This is a genomic window from Pseudoruegeria sp. HB172150 (genome assembly GCF_013184805.1).
Classification (GTDB): Bacteria; Pseudomonadota; Alphaproteobacteria; order Rhodobacterales; family Rhodobacteraceae; genus Psychromarinibacter.
The window spans coordinates 532,777-551,069 of record NZ_JAATNG010000002.1 but is presented as its reverse complement, the minus strand read 5'-3'; the positions used below and the strand labels follow the sequence as shown (position 1 = coordinate 551,069).

At 57.6% G+C, this 18,293-nt stretch carries 14 protein-coding genes, 1 tRNA gene and 1 pseudogene; 8 read left to right on the top strand and 8 right to left on the bottom strand.

Annotated features, from left to right (window positions below):
- Positions 1 to 137 precede the first annotated feature (137 nt).
- Together HCO70_RS14420 and HCO70_RS14415 are read right to left on the bottom strand one after the other, a co-directional pair.
- Positions 138 to 2,084 (bottom strand): MacB family efflux pump subunit, encoded by a 1,947-nt coding sequence (locus tag HCO70_RS14420; protein ID WP_253913284.1) that lies wholly within the window; start codon positions 2,082 to 2,084, stop codon positions 138 to 140.
- 1 nt (position 2,085) lies between these two features.
- Entirely contained in the window at positions 2,086 to 3,255 is a 1,170-nt protein-coding gene (locus HCO70_RS14415) for an efflux RND transporter periplasmic adaptor subunit (RefSeq protein WP_172297287.1), read from the bottom strand.
- 320 nt (positions 3,256 to 3,575) lie between these two features.
- Between HCO70_RS14415 and HCO70_RS14405 the strand changes: the two genes are divergently transcribed.
- The 5 genes and pseudogenes from HCO70_RS14405 (at position 3,576) to HCO70_RS14385 (ending at position 9,955) form a co-directional block, all read left to right on the top strand.
- On the top strand, positions 3,576 to 5,234 hold the full coding sequence (locus HCO70_RS14405) for a UGSC family (seleno)protein (protein WP_305849441.1): 1,659 nt from the start codon (positions 3,576 to 3,578) through the stop codon (positions 5,232 to 5,234).
- 301 nt (positions 5,235 to 5,535) lie between these two features.
- Positions 5,536 to 6,471 (top strand): NAD(P)/FAD-dependent oxidoreductase, encoded by a 936-nt coding sequence (locus HCO70_RS14400; protein ID WP_172297281.1) that lies wholly within the window; start codon positions 5,536 to 5,538, stop codon positions 6,469 to 6,471.
- A 15-nt stretch (positions 6,472 to 6,486) separates the two neighbouring features.
- On the top strand, positions 6,487 to 7,905 hold the full coding sequence (gene selA, locus HCO70_RS14395) for an L-seryl-tRNA(Sec) selenium transferase (RefSeq protein WP_172297279.1): 1,419 nt from the start codon (positions 6,487 to 6,489) through the stop codon (positions 7,903 to 7,905).
- A pseudogene (gene selB, locus HCO70_RS14390) lies at positions 7,902 to 9,776 on the top strand (selenocysteine-specific translation elongation factor); the annotation flags it as partial. The gene selA and the pseudogene selB, both read left to right, overlap by 4 nt.
- A gap of 83 nt (positions 9,777 to 9,859) precedes the next feature.
- A tRNA-Sec gene (locus HCO70_RS14385) sits at positions 9,860 to 9,955 on the top strand.
- A 73-nt stretch (positions 9,956 to 10,028) separates the two neighbouring features.
- Here the strand turns inward: HCO70_RS14385 and HCO70_RS14380 are convergent.
- From HCO70_RS14380 to HCO70_RS14355, 6 genes are read right to left on the bottom strand one after another with little or no spacing between them, the layout of a single operon-like run.
- Positions 10,029 to 10,964: a glycosyltransferase family A protein gene (locus HCO70_RS14380; protein WP_172297277.1), complete on the bottom strand. Its 936-nt coding sequence runs from the start codon at positions 10,962 to 10,964 to the stop codon at positions 10,029 to 10,031.
- Between the two features lie 36 nt (positions 10,965 to 11,000).
- Positions 11,001 to 11,765: a sulfotransferase gene (locus HCO70_RS14375; RefSeq protein ID WP_216665437.1), complete on the bottom strand. Its 765-nt coding sequence runs from the start codon at positions 11,763 to 11,765 to the stop codon at positions 11,001 to 11,003.
- A gap of 37 nt (positions 11,766 to 11,802) precedes the next feature.
- Positions 11,803 to 13,074: a polysaccharide pyruvyl transferase family protein gene (locus tag HCO70_RS14370; RefSeq protein ID WP_172297273.1), complete on the bottom strand. Its 1,272-nt coding sequence runs from the start codon at positions 13,072 to 13,074 to the stop codon at positions 11,803 to 11,805.
- Between the two features lie 48 nt (positions 13,075 to 13,122).
- Positions 13,123 to 14,124: a nitroreductase family protein gene (locus tag HCO70_RS14365; protein WP_172297271.1), complete on the bottom strand. Its 1,002-nt coding sequence runs from the start codon at positions 14,122 to 14,124 to the stop codon at positions 13,123 to 13,125.
- A gap of 40 nt (positions 14,125 to 14,164) precedes the next feature.
- Positions 14,165 to 15,307 (bottom strand): glycosyltransferase family A protein, encoded by a 1,143-nt coding sequence (locus HCO70_RS14360; RefSeq protein WP_172297269.1) that lies wholly within the window; start codon positions 15,305 to 15,307, stop codon positions 14,165 to 14,167.
- Positions 15,298 to 16,179 (bottom strand): sulfotransferase, encoded by an 882-nt coding sequence (locus HCO70_RS14355; protein WP_172297267.1) that lies wholly within the window; start codon positions 16,177 to 16,179, stop codon positions 15,298 to 15,300. Before HCO70_RS14355 ends, HCO70_RS14360 begins: the two co-directional genes overlap by 10 nt.
- 302 nt (positions 16,180 to 16,481) lie before the next feature.
- Between HCO70_RS14355 and HCO70_RS14350 the strand changes: the two genes are divergently transcribed.
- From HCO70_RS14350 to HCO70_RS14340, 3 genes are all read left to right on the top strand, one after another.
- The gene (locus HCO70_RS14350; RefSeq protein ID WP_172297265.1) at positions 16,482 to 16,709 is read left to right on the top strand and encodes a hypothetical protein; all 228 of its coding nucleotides are present in this window, start codon (positions 16,482 to 16,484) and stop codon (positions 16,707 to 16,709) included.
- 177 nt (positions 16,710 to 16,886) lie between these two features.
- Entirely contained in the window at positions 16,887 to 17,816 is a 930-nt protein-coding gene (locus HCO70_RS14345) for a DnaJ C-terminal domain-containing protein (RefSeq protein WP_172297263.1), read from the top strand.
- Positions 17,813 to 18,151, top strand: coding sequence for a MerR family transcriptional regulator (locus HCO70_RS14340; RefSeq protein WP_172297261.1), 339 nt, complete (start codon positions 17,813 to 17,815; stop codon positions 18,149 to 18,151). Before HCO70_RS14345 ends, HCO70_RS14340 begins: the two co-directional genes overlap by 4 nt.
- Positions 18,152 to 18,293: the final 142 nt, after the last annotated feature.

Sequence of the window (18,293 nt, the reverse complement as noted above, 5' to 3'; positions counted from 1 at the left end):
GTGGAAGCGCGACGAGAGAGCCGCAGACCGAAAGTACACGGCAGACCAACCTGAAACGACGCGCACCGGCAAGGACAGCTGCACCTTGACTCGGGAGGGATCGTTTGGGCAGAGAAAACAAAATTTCGCGGAAGCGTCTACTCTCGGCTGAGGGCCACTACAGGATCCAACCGAGCCGCGGAACGTGCCGGCAGAAAGCCAAATGTAACACCAATCGCAGTCGACGATATGAAAGCTAAGACGATGGCAATTGTGGAAAAGCTCAATCGCACGTCTTCGATAAAGACGGAGACCAGTTGGCCTCCCACCATAGCGCAGACAACCCCGACAATGCCTCCTACGAGACAGACTAGAATCGCCTCAATCAGAAACTGACTTACAATGTCGGACCGCCTGGCCCCTATCGCGATACGCACACCGATCTCTTTGGTCCGCTCGGTGACGGATACCAGCATGATATTCATAACACCAATGCCTCCGACGATGAGTGAGATCACCGCGATCATGGCTACAAGAATGGTCAGGGTCTGCGTCGTCGAAGTGATCGTCTCTCTGATCGTGTCACTGTTAGAAAGGAAGAAGTCCCGTGTCCCGTGTCGTTGCAGCATGAGCACGGAAATCTCCTGCTGCGCCAGGCCCATATCGTAGTCATCTGCAACTCGCACCGAAATGCTGTCCAGATGATCCTGGCCGGAAATCCGCGCCATGGCGGTCGTGTAAGGCACCCAGACGTTCAGCGAAGACGGGCCGAAACTGGCGCCGGTCGATCGGACAACACCAATCACCCGGACCGGCACGTGATCAACCAGTAGCACCTGGCCCAGCGGATCGGAGCCATCCGAAAAAAAGGTGTCCCGAGCATCCTCGTCGATCACAGCCACTTGACCACGATCCGTCACGTCATTGGCATCGAACACATTGCCCGCAACGGTCTCGTAGGCATGCACCTCGAAGTAGCCTCCGCTCACACCATTAATCGATGCCGAGGCTTCTACATTACGAAAAACGACAGACGCGGTGTTGCTGACTGCGGGAGACACACTTTCGGCGTAGCTCTGCAATTCGAGCGCGCTGGCATCTGGCGGCACCAAAGTCTCTGTCCTGTGCGCGTCCCTCGAACCGAAGCCGCTACCGGAACGGATCGAGATCGTGTTGGTCCCGAGCGAACTGATGTTCTCCAGAACCTTCTCCTGTGTTCCGGTGCCCAAGGCGACGACCAGAACGACAGACGCGATGCCTATGATGATCCCGAGCATGGTCAACACGCTGCGAACACGGTGTGCCAGCAATGCCAGGATTGACATGGCCATTGCTTCCTTCAACCGGCGCAACGCGGCTCCAGGGCCGGCGGGGCGCGGCACCCGCATTCCCATAGCATCGGTTCTGTCCCTGTCGTCGTGCGTCCGCAGATCCGAAATTACCTTTCCATCCCGGATCTCGATCACGCGCCTTGCGTGCTTTGCGACCTCCGGGTCATGGGTCACAATGACCATAGTGTGGCCCCGACCGTTGAGATCCAGCATCAGGTCGATCAGTTCCGCGCTACTCTTACTATCCAGTGCACCGGTCGGCTCGTCTGCAAGGATAACTTCACCACCGTTCATAAGCGCACGGGCCACAGAAACCCGCTGCTGCTGTCCGCCGGATAACTCGCCTGGCCGGTGGTTCAGTCGGTCACCCAGCCCAAGCTTCGTCAGCAACTCCTCCGCGCGGTCCCTCCGCGACTGGCGGCTTTCTCCGGCATAAATCGCAGGCACCTCAACATTACCGACGGCATTCAGATCCGCCAGCAATTGATAGCGTTGGAAGATGAAACCGAAGTGCTCGCGGCGCAGTCGGGCAAGCGCATCAGCTTCCAACCCGCCAACATCCTGCCCGCCAAAGCGGTAGACACCCGAGGTCGGGCGGTCGAGGCATCCCAGAATGTTCATCAGCGTGGACTTGCCTGAACCGGACGCTCCGACGATCGCCACCAGTTCACCAGGCCAAATGTCGATGTCGACATCCCGAAGAACCGTGATCGTATCCTCGCCAGCCTGAAAGCTTCGCGAGATGCCATGCAGAGAAATCAGCGGCTCCGTCATGTCAAAGCCCCATCGGCGGTGGCATGCGGTTGTCGCTGCCCGTAACTGTTTCGGCAGCAACGGCCGTACCGCTTACGACCCGGTCGCCCTCTGTCAAACCGGACAGAATCTCTGCTGTCACCTTGTCGTTCAGACCCACTTCGACCGGCTGAGCCCGTGTGGTTCCGGTTCCTGCCTCAAACACATCCACAGTGTAGCCATCGGATGTTTTCTTGATCGCCGAGGCGGGAATGGTCAGTACATTTTCGGCTCGGTCTAACACAATCGACACTTGAGCCGTCATTCCTATACGAAGCTTGTGGTCAGCGTTTTCTACTTCGAGCAGGCCATTGTAATAGATAGCTTCATCCGTCGAAATCGTATCGCTTGTCTCAATCTCTGATGGCGCGGGCTCAATATCGAGCACCACTGCTGTGTACTCTGTGTCCGGCTCGCCAAGTATCGTGAAGGCAACTTCCTGACCCGGACGCACGTGCACCACATCCGCCTCTGAGATTTCGGCTTTCACGATCATATTGTCCAGATTTGCGAGTTTCACGATCGTGGGGGCGTCATTGGCGGCATTGACGGTTTGGCCCTCATCCACCACGATCGCCACGACCGTGCCACTAATCGGCGCAGTGATTGCAGTCCTTTCAAGCGCAATCTTGGCCGACGATACAGTAACCTCCGCACGTGACTGCTGGGCCTTAAGCGCCTTGACTTCGGCCCGGTACACCAGCGTATCCGAAGTTGCGCTCTCCAGATCCTCCTCGGTGACAATCCCCTTTTCGACCAATCCCTCCTGACGATCAAGGATCAGCTCGGCCTTTCGAAGGCTGGCCTTTTTTGCTGCGATCTGGGCTTCAATATTCGCCAGATCGGCTTCGGCCTGTAGCACCTCGTTTTGCTGGTCCAGTGAATCGATCTGGGCAATTAAGTCGCCTTTGTCGACGTCCTGACCAAGGGTAACGGCAAGCGTCTCGATCTGACCGGACACACGCGCACCGACGCTTACTAGTTGCTTAGCTTCGATCACACCCGAAGCTAGCACTGTCTCCTCCACCGTTCCGCGAGACACCGCAGCCGTAACGGGCGCAATTTGGCCGCGATCGTTTGAGTACAGGGTCCACCCCCAGAATGCCGTCCCGGCCAATAACAGCACGGCCACGATGCGAAGCGCGTTTTTCATGAACCAGTTTCTTTTCTGCTCGGTTATCCGATCTCTCCGGAACGTTATACGGATCACCGCAGGAGTTCCGTCGCAGTTCCAAAATCAATGGCTTTTGCCTTATCCAAATTGGATCAAGTGATTTCCAGAATCGGAAAATTATTTTGAATACAGATCGTTACCAAGATCTCCGCCGTCATCACCTTGGTTGACAGGCGTCGCATTCGCGTAGCTATACTAGATGAGCAGCTATTCTGCTGCCGTTCCGGAGGTCCGTTCCGGCGGTCGAGGAGTGCTCCCCGGACAGGGACACTGCTCGTATTGAAGAGGAGAAGACGCAGATGGCAGAGAAACTCAAGGTGCTGGACCCAAGGGGCTACCCCCCGAAAGTGGTGGGGAAGCGACTGGCCAACCGTCAACCGACTCTCGACGGAAAGGTACTGTACCTGATCGACGCGCTGTTCGACAATGCCGACGCATTCATGGAGCAGCTCAAAATCTGGTTTGCCGAAAATCTGCCGAGCGTTGAAACGCGTATCATCAAACCTCGCGAAAGCTGGGTCGATGATCCTGAAATGCGAGCCAGGGTGGTCGGGGATGGCGATGCCGCCATCATGGGCGTCGGCCTCTGAAGCACCTGCTGTCCCACGGTCGTGGGCTTCGCATTAGCACTGGAAGAAGCCGGGATCCCTACGATCCCAGTTTCGACGCATACCTTCGCGCGGCTTGCCAAAGCCACGGCGCGCGCCGGGGGATTGCCAACTTTGCGCAATTGCTTCGTGCCGCATCCGATCGTGGGGCTTTCGCCTTCTGAGTTGCGGGCCTACATCGAGGGCACCGACCCGGTAGAGAAGCGCCCGTTCATGCAGGGTGTGATCCAGGGTCTGACCGCGCCGTTGACCGACGAGGACATGAAGGATGCCAGCTTCGAGCGAGACATGCCGCGCTATCTGGAACCCGATACAGAAGATGACCTCCAGTTCCTGTTCCATGAGAACCGCTGGACTGATCAGTTGCCGATCATTTTGCCCACCGAGGCGCGAGTCGAGGCGATGCTCAGTGGAACCTCTGTCAGCCACGACAAAATCGTCGGCCACATGCGGCCAGCCGCCTTCCGCGAGTCCTGGGCATTCGATGTCGAGAAGGTCGCGATAAATGCGGTGATGGCCGGCGCACGACCGGAATACCTGCCCGTGATCCTGGCACTCGCGGCGAGTGGCGTTTCCGCCCGCTCGAGCAGCACCACGAGTTGGGCGACGATTTCCGTCGTCAACGGCCCGATCCGGGAAGAGCTTGGCATGAACAGCGGGATCGGCGCGCTCGGGCCCTATAACCACGCGAACTCCACTATCGGGCGCGCCTTCTGTCTAACCTCACAGAACGTTCAGGGAGGATCGGTACCCGGCGACACCTACATGGGCTCGGTCGGGAGCAACTGGAACTACACTGCCTGCTTCCCGGAAGCTGAGGAGCGCAGCCCGTGGGCGCCGTTCCACGTCGACAACGGGTATAAGCCCACTGACAGCACCGTCAGCGTTTTCTTCGGCGGCTGGTACACTCAATCAGGTTTCGGACCGCGGGATACATGGCAAGAAAAGTTCATTCGCTGCCTGACTGCCACCGATCATTTCAGCCCACCGCTGATAGTCATGGACCCGCTGGTCGCCCGTGCATTCGACGACATGGGCTTCACCAAGCAGTCGCTAATCGAATGGTGCGCCGAGAATGCCAAGATTCCGGCGCGGAACTACTGGGACGACCAGTGGATAACCAGCCTGATCAAACCACACGCAGTGGCGGGGATCGAGCCCTATGCCAGCCGGTGGAAGGCAGCGCCGGACGACATGGTTAATATGTTTCGGCCAGAGGACATCAACATCGTCGTGCTCGGCGGAGAAACCCAGGGGGCCTTCAAGATGATTAGCGGCCGTTACCGCGGCCCCGGAGCCGGTACCCTTAGCAAGGACGGCCCAACGGTACTGGTGGACGACTGGCGCTGATAGCTCAGGCGGCACAGCTTTTCCGATATCAGCGGTAATACGCACGTAATAGAAACCTTCGCGTCACCCAGCTTGCTCGTTTCGCGAAGGCATTTTTTCCGACTCCCCGAATACCAAATCGTGCCGCTCTGTGTTTCTGTGTTCTGGCGGTTACTTGGTCGAATGGGAGGAGTTGTGCCATGCGCCATGTCGATTTCACGCCAGTTCGGCGGGTTCGGAGTGAGCAGGCCGCACCAGCGTTTCCCGGCATCAGTCCAACCATCCAGTATTCTGAAAACACGATCATAAGAGAGGCTCTTGCATGAGCGCCGAACACGACGTTGCAATCATCGGCGGCGGGATTGCCGGGCTCAGCGCAGCACTCTCCATCGGACGGCTGGGATACAGTGCCATCCTTCTTGCAGACGGTGTGCCAGGGGGCGAGCTTGTAAAGATAAACCAGATTGACGGCATTCCGGGCCACGAGGACGGCATTGCAGGATACGACCTTTGCCCGATCACGCAGGAGCAGGCCGAGCAGTTCGGAGTGATATTCACGGATCACCCGGCAAAAGGGATAGCTCCCAGTGACGACTGCTGGCTGGTCACATCAGATGAAAGCGCGATTGCCGCGCGGAGTGTTGTCATCGCCTCAGGAACCTCGCTGGCGAAACTGGACGTGCCCGGTGTCGAGAGACTGGAGGGCAAAGGCGTCAGCGATTGTGCAAGCTGTGACGCTCCCTTGCTGCGCGGCAAAGTGGCCGTCGTAGCGGGCGGCGGTGACTCCGCGATGCAGGAAGCGCTGGTTTTGGCGGAGCAGCTGGAAAAGGTGATCATGGTGGTCCGCGGCGAGGCGCTGTCGGGACAGGCCGCCTACAAGAATTCAATCCTCGATCATCCGAAAATCGAGTGCCGCTTTTCCAGCGAACCGGTCGAAGTCATTGGTGACAACGTCGTCACCCGCGTGAAGATCAAGAACTTGGTGTCGGGCAATGAGGACGACATCGCGGCGGATGCGATATTCACCTTCATCGGTCTCGTCCCCAACACGGAATTCGCCGGCGACAGCGTAAAGCTTGACGAGACCGGCCGCATCAACGTGGATTTGTTCATGCGCAGCAGCGCCCGGGGCATCTGCGCCGTAGGAAACGTGCGCCAGGCTTCGCCGCACCGGGCCGCAGCCGCGATGGGCGACGCAACAGCCGCGGCTTCGGCGTTGGATATGTACCTCACCAGCGGAAAATGGCGCGAAACCTAGGCGCTCGGTAGTCGGATGGGATCAGCGGAAAGCAAGACGAAGATACCTGCAGATGCGAGGCGCCTGCCTTCGGTAGACAAAGTGCTGCAATCGCCCGTCGGCCAGGCTCTGCGCGAACGATATGGCCATACAGTAACAGCGGACGCCATTCGGGATGCTCTAAACGCCGCGCGATTGGAACGGGCTGCGATCGCCACTGTCGCGGACATATCCGCCACCGCTAGCGCCGCATTGGAACTTGCGCATAAACCGCGTCTGACATCTGTCTTTAACCTGACCGGGACCGTGCTCCACACCAATCTCGGCCGTGCGCAGCTGGCCGATTGCGCAATCGACGCCGCCATCGAGGCAATGCGAAACGCCGTTGCACTCGAATTCGACATCGACAGCGGTGGTCGCGGTGAACGCGACAACATCCTGCGCGATCTGCTCTGCGAACTGACTGGCGCCGAAGACGCAACTGTAGTTAACAACAACGCGTCCGCCGTGCTGCTAACGCTCAACACGCTGGCTTTCGGCCGTAAGGCCATCGTATCGCGCGGAGAGCTTATCGAGATCGGCGGCGCCTTTCGCATGCCCGAGATCATGGCCAGCGCAGGTACGCAGCTTGTCGAGGTGGGAACCACGAACCGGACCCACAAGAGCGACTATTTGAACGCAATCGACAGCGAAACCGGCGTTGTGATGAAGGTCCACACCTCTAACTATCGCATCGAAGGCTTTACCGCAGAAGTCCCGACCAGTGAGGTTGCAGCGATCGCACGCGAGATGGGCGTGCCAATGGTCGATGACCTGGGATCCGGCACTCTGATCGACCTGGCTCCTTACGGCGTGGCGCCGGAAGCCACTGTGCGGCAGGCTGTTGACGCAGGTGCGGACGTTGTTACCTTTTCCGGTGACAAGCTACTTGGCGGACCGCAGGCCGGGTTCATAGTCGGCCGAAAGGACCTTATCGCCCAGCTCAACGCGAACCCGATGAAACGCGCTCTGCGCGCCGACAAGATCCGCATAGCCGCAATCGAGGCTACTCTGAGACTCTACCGCAAGACCGAGTGCCTTGCCGAGACATTGCCGACCTATCGCTTTCTCGCCCGAAGTGAGGACGAAATTCGCGCTGCCGCCCAACGCCTCGCCCCCTTGGTCGGGGAGACTCTAGGTTCCGAGTACCGCGTCACCATTGCCGATTGCCGCAGCCAGATCGGCTCCGGCGCAATGCCCGTGGAAACCTTGCCCAGCGCGGCGCTGGCCATCAAGCCACTTACCGAAGGTGGCCGTGCACCGGAACTGTTGGCTGAAAGCTTGAGGCAACTGCCAAAACCAGTGATCGGCCGCATCGCCAGGCAGACAGTACTGCTGGACCTGCGCTGCCTCAAGTCTGAAGCCGACTTTCTGGCCAATCTGGCAGCGTGGAGATCGCCACAGGTGCCGAAATGATAATCGGTACGGCAGGCCATATCGATCACGGCAAGACGGCTCTGGTTCAGGCACTTACCGACGTCGACGCGGACAGGCTTAAGGAAGAGAAGGCGCGCGGCATCACCATCGACCTAGGGTTTGCCTATCTCGGCCTCGAAAATGGCAGTGTGCTAGGCTTCGTGGATGTACCCGGACACGAGCGGTTCATCCGCAACATGCTTGCCGGAGCAACAGGCATCGATTCCGTGCTGCTGGTTGTGGCTGCCGATGACGGAATAATGCCGCAAACGCGTGAGCACCTCGACATCGTCATGCTGCTTGGGCTGACGAGAGGCGCGGTTGCGCTGACAAAGTGCGATCTCACAGACCGGGACCGACGCTCGGAGGTAAAGTCGCAGGTTTCAGAGCTTCTGAAAGGCACGCCGCTTGCATCGGCTCCGGTTTTTGAGGTCTCTACCGTTACGTCAGAAGGCATTGCTGAGCTACACGCAGAACTAGTGCTTCAGGAAAAATCTTTTGAACCTCGTTCCTCGGACGGGTTGTTCCGGCTCGCGGTCGACCGATGTTTCACACTGAGAGGCACAGGAACTGTCGTTACCGGCGCCGTGATCTCGGGCCACGTGAGTGTCGGCGATAATGTCCTGGTCAGCCCTGCGGGTATGAAGGCGCGGGTGCGCGGCATGCATACGCAGAACCGCCCCGCCGAAACGGGACGCGTGGGCGATCGCTGTGCTCTCAATCTCGTAGGCGATGCTATTGAGGTCGATGCCATCTCGCGCGGCGATTTCATCTTGGACGAGGGTGCCCATTCCCCCACGAACACCATCGACGCAATCCTGAACACTCTATGCGACGAGTCCCGCCCGCTGGCGCACTGGACGCCTGTGCGTCTGCATCATGGCGCTTCGGAGACCGTCGCGCGCCTTGCGCTGCTCCAGGCAGATGACATCCGTCCAGGAGAAACCGGCCGAGTTCAGCTTGTTCTGGACAAGGAAATCGCTACCAGCGTCGGCGACCGGTTTATCGTCCGGGAAGCGGGCGGCGCGCGAACCTTGGGCGGCGGGCATGTGATCGACCTGCGAGGTCCGCGCCGCCGCAGGCGCAGTCCGAAACGACTCGCCCAATTGGGTGCGCTGAGCCGGGCCGATCCTGTCGTATGCCTTGAAGGATTGCTTGCAACCGAACCTTTCACCGTGGACATCGCCGCATTTGCCCGCGACCGGGCGATGAGTCAGCCGCAGCTGGAGCGGCTTCTGAAACAGGTGTCCCATGTTCATGTAACGCAGACTGACCACGACCTGGTACTGGCGGAACCGGTGTGGGATCGGCTAATTGTTTCTGTGCGCTCGGCACTAGAAGTATTTCACCGGATGAATCCGCAAATCCTGGGCTGCGGACTGGCATCGCTGGCGAAAGCTCTAGAGAAGAACCACGGCGTAACGCATGGTGCCGCCATCATCCGCCAAATGGTGGCCGACGGAACGTTCTCCTCCCGAGGCGGGGCGATCTGCCTGCCGGACCACAAACTCGCACTCGACAGAATCGACCACCACCTATGGCTGCGCATCCGGCCGCTACTTTCAGGCAGCAATCGGTTCCGGCCGCCAAAGGTCGAGGAATGCGCGGCCGAGCTTGGCGCAAGAGAGATTGATGTCCGCCGTGTGCTCAAATCCATGGCGCAACAGAACGCCGTGATCGAACTTGCGCGAGACCGATTTTTCGCGCGGGAAGCGCTGCTGGATATCGCGGCAATTGTCGGCGACATTGCGGCAGCCGCCGAGAACGGCTGGTTCCCAGCTGCGGCGCTCAGGAACCGTTTAGAAAACGGTCGGAAAGTTTCGATAGAGATCCTGGAATATTTCGACCGGATCGGCTTGACGGTACGCCGGGACGACCTGCGGTGCGTGGTACCACATCGAATCGCCGATTTTGGAACTGGGGCAGACGGCATCGATCCGTCCCAACGCCTTGCGGAAGAGAAGCGTCCCCGGTGGGGCGTCCGGACTTCAAATCCGGGTGGGACTGTCAGCCAGTCCTAGGTGGGTTCGACTCCCATTCTCTTCCGCCAAACTACTTAGGGGCAGTACGACTGACACAGTCTGGTGGCCCTTCAGAGAGGCCGGGCATCCGCCTGTCTAAACTCAGCCGGACAATAGGCGTCGTAGCCTCAACCCGCGTTTGAGACCGAAGAATCCCACAAGATAGCGCGTCTTCGTAGGCAGTGTCGGGCTGAAATCGAAGAGGCCGCTGGACTTTTCCCAAGCGGCTGCTTTTTCCACGACTTCGGGGACTTCACGCCACGCATAAGCCGTTTTGCGCACCCGAGCCAGGCACGCTTTGCGCGTAGGCTCGTCGGTTCGCTGTGCGAGAAGGTGGCCGGATACGCTCTCAAACGCACGCCAGAAACTGCGTGCCGACTTCAATGACTTGTCGCGACTGACTGACCCTTCCGGGGGATCACGATACATGACGTTGATATCACAGCAAAACCGCAGTTCGGACGAGGCAGCCAGCATTCTCCCAATGAACTCTCCGTCATCGTCGCCAGTCAGCGTTTCGTCCCAGGTCCCGGCCAATTCGATCAGGCTGCGCGGAACAAGCCAGACATGCGGCGGAAAGAAACCGCCGTCGTACCACATCTCGATCAGTAAGGAGATACCATCGGGATATTCGTGCCAGAACTGGCGCGAGTCCGGTGGTTCAACCTTGCCGTCGTCATGCAAAAGGGACCATCCGCAGAACGCCAACGCGTTGGCTGGCGCCCCCTTCATCGCGGCGACCTGAGCCATAATCTTGCCTGTCGGCAATATATCGTCCGCATCGAGAAACTGGATCCAGGTGCTGTCCGACATCCCAATCCCAATATTCCTTGCCGCGCTGCCGCCGCGATTCGGCCCAGTGACCCAGCGGATCCGACCGTCAAAGCGCTTGATCTCGTCGAGACTGCCATCGGTGGAACCGTCGTCGACGACGATCACCTCGACAGGATACTCCTGCGCAAGCGCGCTCTCGATAGCGGCCGCAACGTAGCGCATCTTGTTGTAACAAGGGATAACGACGCTAACATCCGTGTTCACGTCAACTCCACTCCCACAGGTGCACCGACCGCCAAATCACAACGTCCACTCCACGCCCCGCGCGGTCAGGGCTTCGCGCAACTCATTCAGATTCGACAGATAGTCCTTCGCAGGTGCGGTGGTGATTTTCTTCAGCGCCGTAGATACCGGCCGCCGCTCCAATCCCAGTTGGTCAAGTATCTCGTCTATGGTCCTCTGATGACGTTCCGGCGATTCAAGATCACTTTCATAACTGATCTTCAGGTGTTGCAGCCCTTCCAGAATGTTGTCTTCTTTCTGCAACAGACCGGTGCGCCGCTCGTACTGCTCCAAAAATTCCTGTGGCGGGATTTGCAGGTTGATCCTCTCTTCCTGCTCGTCTGTCTTGTGATAAGCGCCACGCGCTTTAGCAATGTATTTTGAGAGCATCTGGCGGATGATGTCTGCTCTCCGGATATGGACGATAGTCCATCCGTCGTCGTGCATTGCCTCGAGAAACGCCCGCTCGTCTACCGGCCGCCGTCGCGCGCCACCCAAATGTTCCGGCTTAACGTGCAGAATGACGTTTTCCCCGGGAACCCACCGGCCAAGGCCACGCACGAAGCGAATTGGCCAGAGAACCTCGCGTGTGACGGTGTTGAGAACTTCGTGATACCCAACGAACTGCCCAGTCGAGCACATCAGTTGCTCGAACAGGGTCGTTCCAGCACGCCCCTGACCGAAGATCAGGACATTTTTCTTACCGTCGCTAGCCTTCGCCCCCTTTAGGTCTGCAGCATATGCGCGTGCCTCCCTGCTCCGCAGGATCAGCACCGTCCGCATGCCAAGCAATGGAAGCGATTTGCCCGTAGTGTCCAAATCAACGGTCCTCCAGCTTGCTCCGCAAAAATGTTCCGGCCGAGCGTGCCCTTGCCTGTATTCCGGGGATCTTCTCATCCAGATACGCGCGGATCGCAGCAGCATCGTCGATCATCTGTGCGATCACCTCCGCGAACTGATCCGGCGTAATTGTTTTGACGGAATGGCAGAACTCCTGGTGCCCGAAGATGTCTTTGTTAATGCCGATGGATTTGACCGAGTAGCTAAGGCTCAGAGTCGGTACATGGCTCGACAACGCCGCAATTGTCGAATGGGTTCGCGCGCCGGCAAATACCGCGCAGTGCCCGATTATCCATTTGAGTTCAGCTGCACCCAGTGCCGGTGCGATCCCGACAGATACACCGGCCAAGTCACCGACCTTGGCCTGTAGCGACTGCAAAAACGCATAATCGTCTTCGTCGGGTTTCGGCGAGGCAACATGCGGAATCAGGAGGATCGGCCGGCCGGTCCGTTTCCCACAGGCAATGATCATTTTGGCTGCTTTCTCGCGCCATTCGTCAACAGTGCCGCCATCGGCAGAAAAGCGCGCAACCAGCGGGCTGATGTTGATGCCAATCGTCTCCTCACAGACTAGCGAACGAACCGTAGGGTCGGCGGGTGCGAACTTCGTCATCACGAAAGCCGGGTCGGCAACGAGCTGCACATTGTCCGAAACTCCGTGCCTTTCAAGATAGGCCAGCGTCTCGGTCTCGCGTACGAAAATTCCATCCAGCGTTTTCAGATGCCCATACATTGTCGGTGCAAATTCAGGGTCCGCCTCGAACGGCCCCACCGAAGCACCCCAGATAAAAACCGGCACTCCTCGCTTTTGCAGGTAACGATCCAGCGCGATGTAATCCCAGGGGCGCCCGTAATCGAGCGAGTAATTGTCGCCGCCCAACTGCATCGCAGCCTTGACACCCTCGTAGTGGCCGGCCAGATCTTCGGAGTGATGGTGGAAGCCGGTCCCCAGCCGCTTGTTGGCCTGTGCCATCCACCATTTCTTGCTCAGCCGACTACCAACATGAGAAACCGGAAAATTCGTCACTCGCCGGTCGATTTCTCCGGCCTGCTGATCTTCAACAGTTAATGGGGCCGCCATGACACCCGCTCGCGCAGTGACCGCTTCACCCCAAACCCCCGACAGGATTTTCATCGTGCCCCGAACGATAGCCTCGCAACCACGATTGCGGTAAGGGCCGTTGCCGACAAACAAGAATTGATCTGAACTGGACAGAATCGGGGAAGTGGTCGGGATCGTCTTTGGTTCCATATCACAGTCCGCCAGCTTCAAACTGAAAATGCGCGGTAAATCTGTCTGTCAACATTCGGTACATTCCTGGTGAACGGTCGCGACAGCCTCCACGCCCGGACGCGCTGACCGGGCGACTTGATAGCTCGTCGGGACATGCCCAACAGCCATCATCGTGATCACACACTCATGGTCTGGAATGTCAAATGCGCTGCGCATACTCTGGTCCCGATCAGCATCCGCACTCCAGTTTAACATGCATGTGCCGAAGCCTTGTGCGTGCAAGCCGAGGTTCAGCATCATGGCGAACAAACCGCCATCGACCCAACATTGATTGCGTTCGTAAGAATGCGCAAAGGTCCTCATGTCGGAAGTTACTATCAGAACCGCGCCGGCAAGGTGACCAAATCCTCGGTTTCCATTCTGGAAGCTCAACGCCTTATCGATCTGTTCACGGCCAACCATTACATGCACGCGGCCCGATTGGCGGTTGCAGACAGACGGTGCCGTCTGCGCAATTGAGACCGCCTCGAGTATCTGTTCGACGTCAATAGGAGCTCCACTGAAGTTGCGAATGCTATGTCTGCTTCGCGCAAATTCTTCGAATCCGATTTTTGTAGATTGCTCAAGCTCTTTTCTCGAGATTTCGATTGTAGCGCGTGGCTCCTTCAAAACTCGGAACGAAGCAGGAATGAAGTCTAATTCCGGTTCATTTCCATTGAAATCCACATAGGACGCGATGGCAGCGCGCGCCCGTTCAGTTGCCAATGTTGAGCCGAAGCAGGTTTCGAAATGAGTGACAGACTCAATCAAGCCACGCACTACGTCTAATCCGAACAATGGTTTTGGGTTTGGAAGTGCGAGCCCTTTCTCAATTCTATGATATTCGAGGACGACCTGTGCTTCCAAAGTCTCCCGCGATGCATCGGACCAAGAGTTGTACGCCGCTTCTGAGTAGCGAGAAAAATCGTAAGCATATTGTTTCTTCAACTTACGCCGGTAACGGAAGACGAGGTAGTTCTGATACCTACTTCCCAGCAGAGAGCGGGCAAGGGTTTTCAGTGTGCGCATCTCTTCTGCCTTCTGAGCTATTGCATATTGAGAGAGAAAATTAATTTCGTGGATCTGGTGACTGCCTACGGGCACTTACAGGGGGAGTGAGCTGCGCACCGGACCACAACGGCCCCGCACCCCAGCGGACTTCTTGCTCTGGCATCCTCACTATTGCATCAAACAGCCGTGCAAGCGCGCGGGAAATAACTCGGCCCGTCTGCCGGTCGAATCCGGATAGTGCCCCGTTGCAGCGAATTCGAACGAGAGCGGATGCAATCGCCTTACGATTAACGCTCAATGAGCTCCGCTCAATCACATCCATAGATTTTTTTTCCATTCCGCCGCGGAAAGTGGTCGGTAGCATGTTGTTCCGCCAATGGTAGTTAACAACCTGTTCTGCAGCTCTCTCTTGATAGGTTTCCAGTCTCGGTAGCGTGTTCGAAATCAATTCTATGATCTGGTCAAAACGAGCTACTAGCTTGTCGGGGCTTTTGGATGGGGCCCGGGAGCGGGAATCCGCGCGTACGCGATACACTGCAAGTACCTCAGGCACCTGGAGGACAGGAAATTTCTCGACAACCGGCGCTAACATTTGGAAGTTCTGGGAGGATACCGAGGTGTGGAAGATCTCACGCCGCGCGTTTGCCGTCAGGAAGTCTCTGCTCCGGAGCGTATGGCAAACCGGAGCATGGTAATTCCGCATAAAGAAGAGGTCTTCGAAGAAACCGTCCTGCCAGTGCGGCTCGGAATCACACGGCATGAAGTACCCTTCAAATTTCTGGCTGAGTTCGATAAAGAGCTGTGCGTTGGTACGGAGCAATCCAGCCTCCGGGTTCTTTCGCAGCAAAGCAACCCGTCGCTCAACGGAATTCGGAAGCAACCAGTCGTCGGGGTCGGGCCACATTAGGAATTCGCCGGAGAAATGCTTGAGCCCTGTATCGACAGCGCCACCAAGACCTTTGTTCGCCTGCTCGATCAGCTTGACGATGTAACTCTCCGACTCGAGTCTCGGAACAGCGTCTCGCAACAGAGTCGTCGTCGCTTCATTGGCGCCGTCGTTGACCAGGATGATTTCCAGATGCTTGTAGGTTTGCTGCACCACCGAATCTAAGAAATCACCCAAATATCGCTCGACATTGTAACATGGCACGATAAGGGAAACCCGGCCGGGAACCAGGCTTGGCGCTTCAATCACATCCATCGAAACCGACGCCCAAGCAGATCTGCGAGCGCTTCATTCGGCTCTGAAAAATAATCTGAAAGATGGTCCCGAATGCTATTTGGAACTTCGGTTCGGTTTGCACCTTTGCCCGTCGGCTTGACGTCAATCGTCACCGGGAAGCTTTCCATCCCGACGAAAGCCAGTACCTGTTCGAGTGACGTCATCGGTTCCTCGAAAAATGCTTCGGACTCGATTACGAGAACGTTCTCAACGGGAAAGTGCCGGTACAATAGTTCAAGTTGCTCGGCGTAACGGCCCCGCAACTTGTAGGACTGATTGATGAACACCGTATCTTTATAGGCTCTCTGCTCCATCGGTACGGCAAGGCGCTCATTCTCGCGGGCGAAGGCAATCTCGATGCACTCCGTTTCGCGTCCCCTGCGACGCTCGTGGAAATAATGCGAGATCGCGCGCTCCACCGGGTCGCGCAGCAGAACGACAATTTTTGCATTCGGGATAATCTGCGCCATGCGCTCAGCGGCAACCGGATTAAATATATAGTCCGGTGACGCCTCGAAACACAGCGCGTTTTTGCGGTTTACTCTAGACCGAAGAGGAAAATAGCTTCGGTAGAGCGTCTCGCCTTCAGCATATTTGTCCCAGTTCGGATCAAGCCCACCGTCAAAAAAGTGTACCTCCTTGATTGAAGCCGGTAACAGGCACGGATGCTGCAGGAAATACTGGTGCATTGAACTGGTTCCGCATTTCTGGGCACCTGCGATCACAAAATCTGGCAGCGCGCGCATCGAACTGGTCGCTTTGCGAACACGCAGCTCAACATGGCGCCAGATGAGAGTCGGCAGCGGCGGCTTGGCCAGTGGCCGTTCCAATGTCACCTTAGGTGTACTCATTCTGGCTTTCCAATCGCGGGCCCAATCAAAGCGGTTCCCTTCCAGTGGTCAAGCGAAGCTAATGTACTGAGCGAAACGGGGCAAAGGCTCTGCACGCCCGATATGGTTATGATCCGGTTTCGTCCGTGACCGATTTCGAGGGCCGCATCAATCCCTTCCCCGACCCCGCACAATCTGGACTAGCCAATTGTGTCCTGAAACACCGTTTCCGAGCGGTACTGCCGTTCGGAATACTGCCGGTTCCCCTTTACGACTCCGTTAGACAGAATAGGTTTGTACGGGTGAATGGCAGGAGGGGATGCATGCAACGAAACGGTTCGTTTATCATGGGGGATCATACCTTCGCCGAGAGCGGAGAGTTCGACGTTTTGGTCGGTGGAAACGCGACGGTCGCCCAAGATGTGGAGTTGACCCTGAAAGGTATGGTCGGCGGCAACCTCGTAGTCGAGACAGGCGCGGTTGTTCGGCTGGAAGCGATGATTGCCGGCGATACAATCAATCGCGGCGGGTCAATCATCTCCGGGGTCTGAGGCGTACCATTTCTTCTTTACGCCTGCACGCCTTCTTCTAAACGCCTGCACGCCGCCGACAGACGGATACCACCTTTAAACCGGGCGCCTTCACGGATACCGCCAGACTTGGCGCTGACGATACGCACTCTTAAATGATGTTGTAACCATTCGCACGTCCCAGTCGGAGATTGATACGTGAGCGACGATCCTTATGAAATCCTTGGCGTCCAAAGAACGGCATCAGACAACGAGATCCGGAAAGCCTATAAGAAGCAGGCCAAGGAACTGCACCCTGACTTGCACCCCGGCGACAAAAGCAAAGAGGCCGCATTCCAGGCGCTGTCTGGCGCGTATGACCTTCTTCGCGACCCGGATAAGCGCCGCCGCTTCGACGCAGGAGAGATCGACGCAGCGGGCCACGAACAGCCGCAAAGGCAGTACTACCGAGATTATGCCGGCTCCGACCCGCAGGGCCGCTATTCCTACAACGCCCGCTCCGAGGATTTCGAAGACTTCTCCGATATCTTCGGCGACATCTTCGGTCGGGGCTCTGGTCGCCGCACACAGTCTGGAACGTTTTCGGTGGACGGCGGAGACTTGCATTTCGACCTTGAGATCGACTTTCTCGACGCGGCGCTTGGTGCAAAGCAAAAGCTCGCCTTCACCCGCGGCGACGCTCTGGAGGTAACTATCCCCGCTGGCTTGCGTGAGGGTCAGACTTTGCGGCTCCGAGGCAGAGGTAAGCCAGGAATCGGCGGCGGAAAACCTGGCGACGCGCTCGTTACGGTCCACGTCCGACCGCATCCCCAATTCTCCCGAGACGGCAACAACATCGAGGTCGAGCTGCCGGTATCATTCGACGAGGCGGTCCTCGGCGGTCGCGCCGAAGTTTCAACGATCTCCGGTAATGTGTCGATGACCATCCCCTCTGGCGTGTCTTCCGGCCACCGCCTTAGGCTCAAAGGAAAGGGGATTCACCCGAAGGACGGCAAGGCAGGCGATCAATTCGTTCGGATCAGGATCGTCCTGCCCGAAAAAATCGACGAGCAGATGCGCGATCTAGCACGCGAATGGCGTGAGCACGTGAACCACGACCCGCGAACGAAGCAGCGGAGGACGGCATGAGATACGAAGAGCGCGAAGTCGTTGCACAACTACAAAGACTGACTGTGCGCGAACTTCGCGGCTGGGTTCGCGAGGGCTGGGTTCGACCGCGACAAGGCGAAAACGGACCCGTCTACGACGAACTCGACATCGCGCGCATTCAGCTGGTCTGCGATCTGAAAAAGGAAATGTCGATCGGTGTCGACATGTTACCGGTGGTGCTTTCGCTCATCGACCAGCTTCACGCGGCACGGCGAGATTTTCGCTGTTTGGCGGCCGCTGTAGCCGACCAGCCGGAGCCAAATCAACAAGCAATTTCCGAGGCGTTTCGCAAGGTACGCAACGCCAACTCATAGGTGCAGCTTTAGATGGCGGGATGATTACCCAGGCACCGTCCAAGCGCCGCGGATCGCAAGATTTACCCGCCATATCATCGACGTAATTGCCCTGAAACAGGTTTTGCCAATGATAGTCGACACACATACTTGATGTCTGGGG

What these genes read in the sequence shown, in the direction of transcription:
- HCO70_RS14350 (WP_172297265.1), top strand. Translation starts at nt 16,482, where the DNA reads ATGCAACGAAACGGTTCGTTTATCATGGGGGATCATACCTTCGCCGAG.
- HCO70_RS14415 (WP_172297287.1), bottom strand. Translation starts at nt 3,255, where the DNA reads ATGAAAAACGCGCTTCGCATCGTGGCCGTGCTGTTATTGGCCGGGACG.
- HCO70_RS14375 (WP_216665437.1), bottom strand. Translation starts at nt 11,765, where the DNA reads ATGCGGACGGTGCTGATCCTGCGGAGCAGGGAGGCACGCGCATATGCT.
- HCO70_RS14360 (WP_172297269.1), bottom strand. Translation starts at nt 15,307, where the DNA reads ATGGATGTGATTGAAGCGCCAAGCCTGGTTCCCGGCCGGGTTTCCCTT.
- HCO70_RS14370 (WP_172297273.1), bottom strand. Translation starts at nt 13,074, where the DNA reads ATGGAACCAAAGACGATCCCGACCACTTCCCCGATTCTGTCCAGTTCA.
- selA (WP_172297279.1), top strand. Translation starts at nt 6,487, where the DNA reads ATGGGATCAGCGGAAAGCAAGACGAAGATACCTGCAGATGCGAGGCGC.
- HCO70_RS14400 (WP_172297281.1), top strand. Translation starts at nt 5,536, where the DNA reads ATGAGCGCCGAACACGACGTTGCAATCATCGGCGGCGGGATTGCCGGG.
- HCO70_RS14340 (WP_172297261.1), top strand. Translation starts at nt 17,813, where the DNA reads ATGAGATACGAAGAGCGCGAAGTCGTTGCACAACTACAAAGACTGACT.
- HCO70_RS14420 (WP_253913284.1), bottom strand. Translation starts at nt 2,084, where the DNA reads ATGACGGAGCCGCTGATTTCTCTGCATGGCATCTCGCGAAGCTTTCAG.
- HCO70_RS14365 (WP_172297271.1), bottom strand. Translation starts at nt 14,124, where the DNA reads ATGCGCACACTGAAAACCCTTGCCCGCTCTCTGCTGGGAAGTAGGTAT.
- HCO70_RS14355 (WP_172297267.1), bottom strand. Translation starts at nt 16,179, where the DNA reads ATGAGTACACCTAAGGTGACATTGGAACGGCCACTGGCCAAGCCGCCG.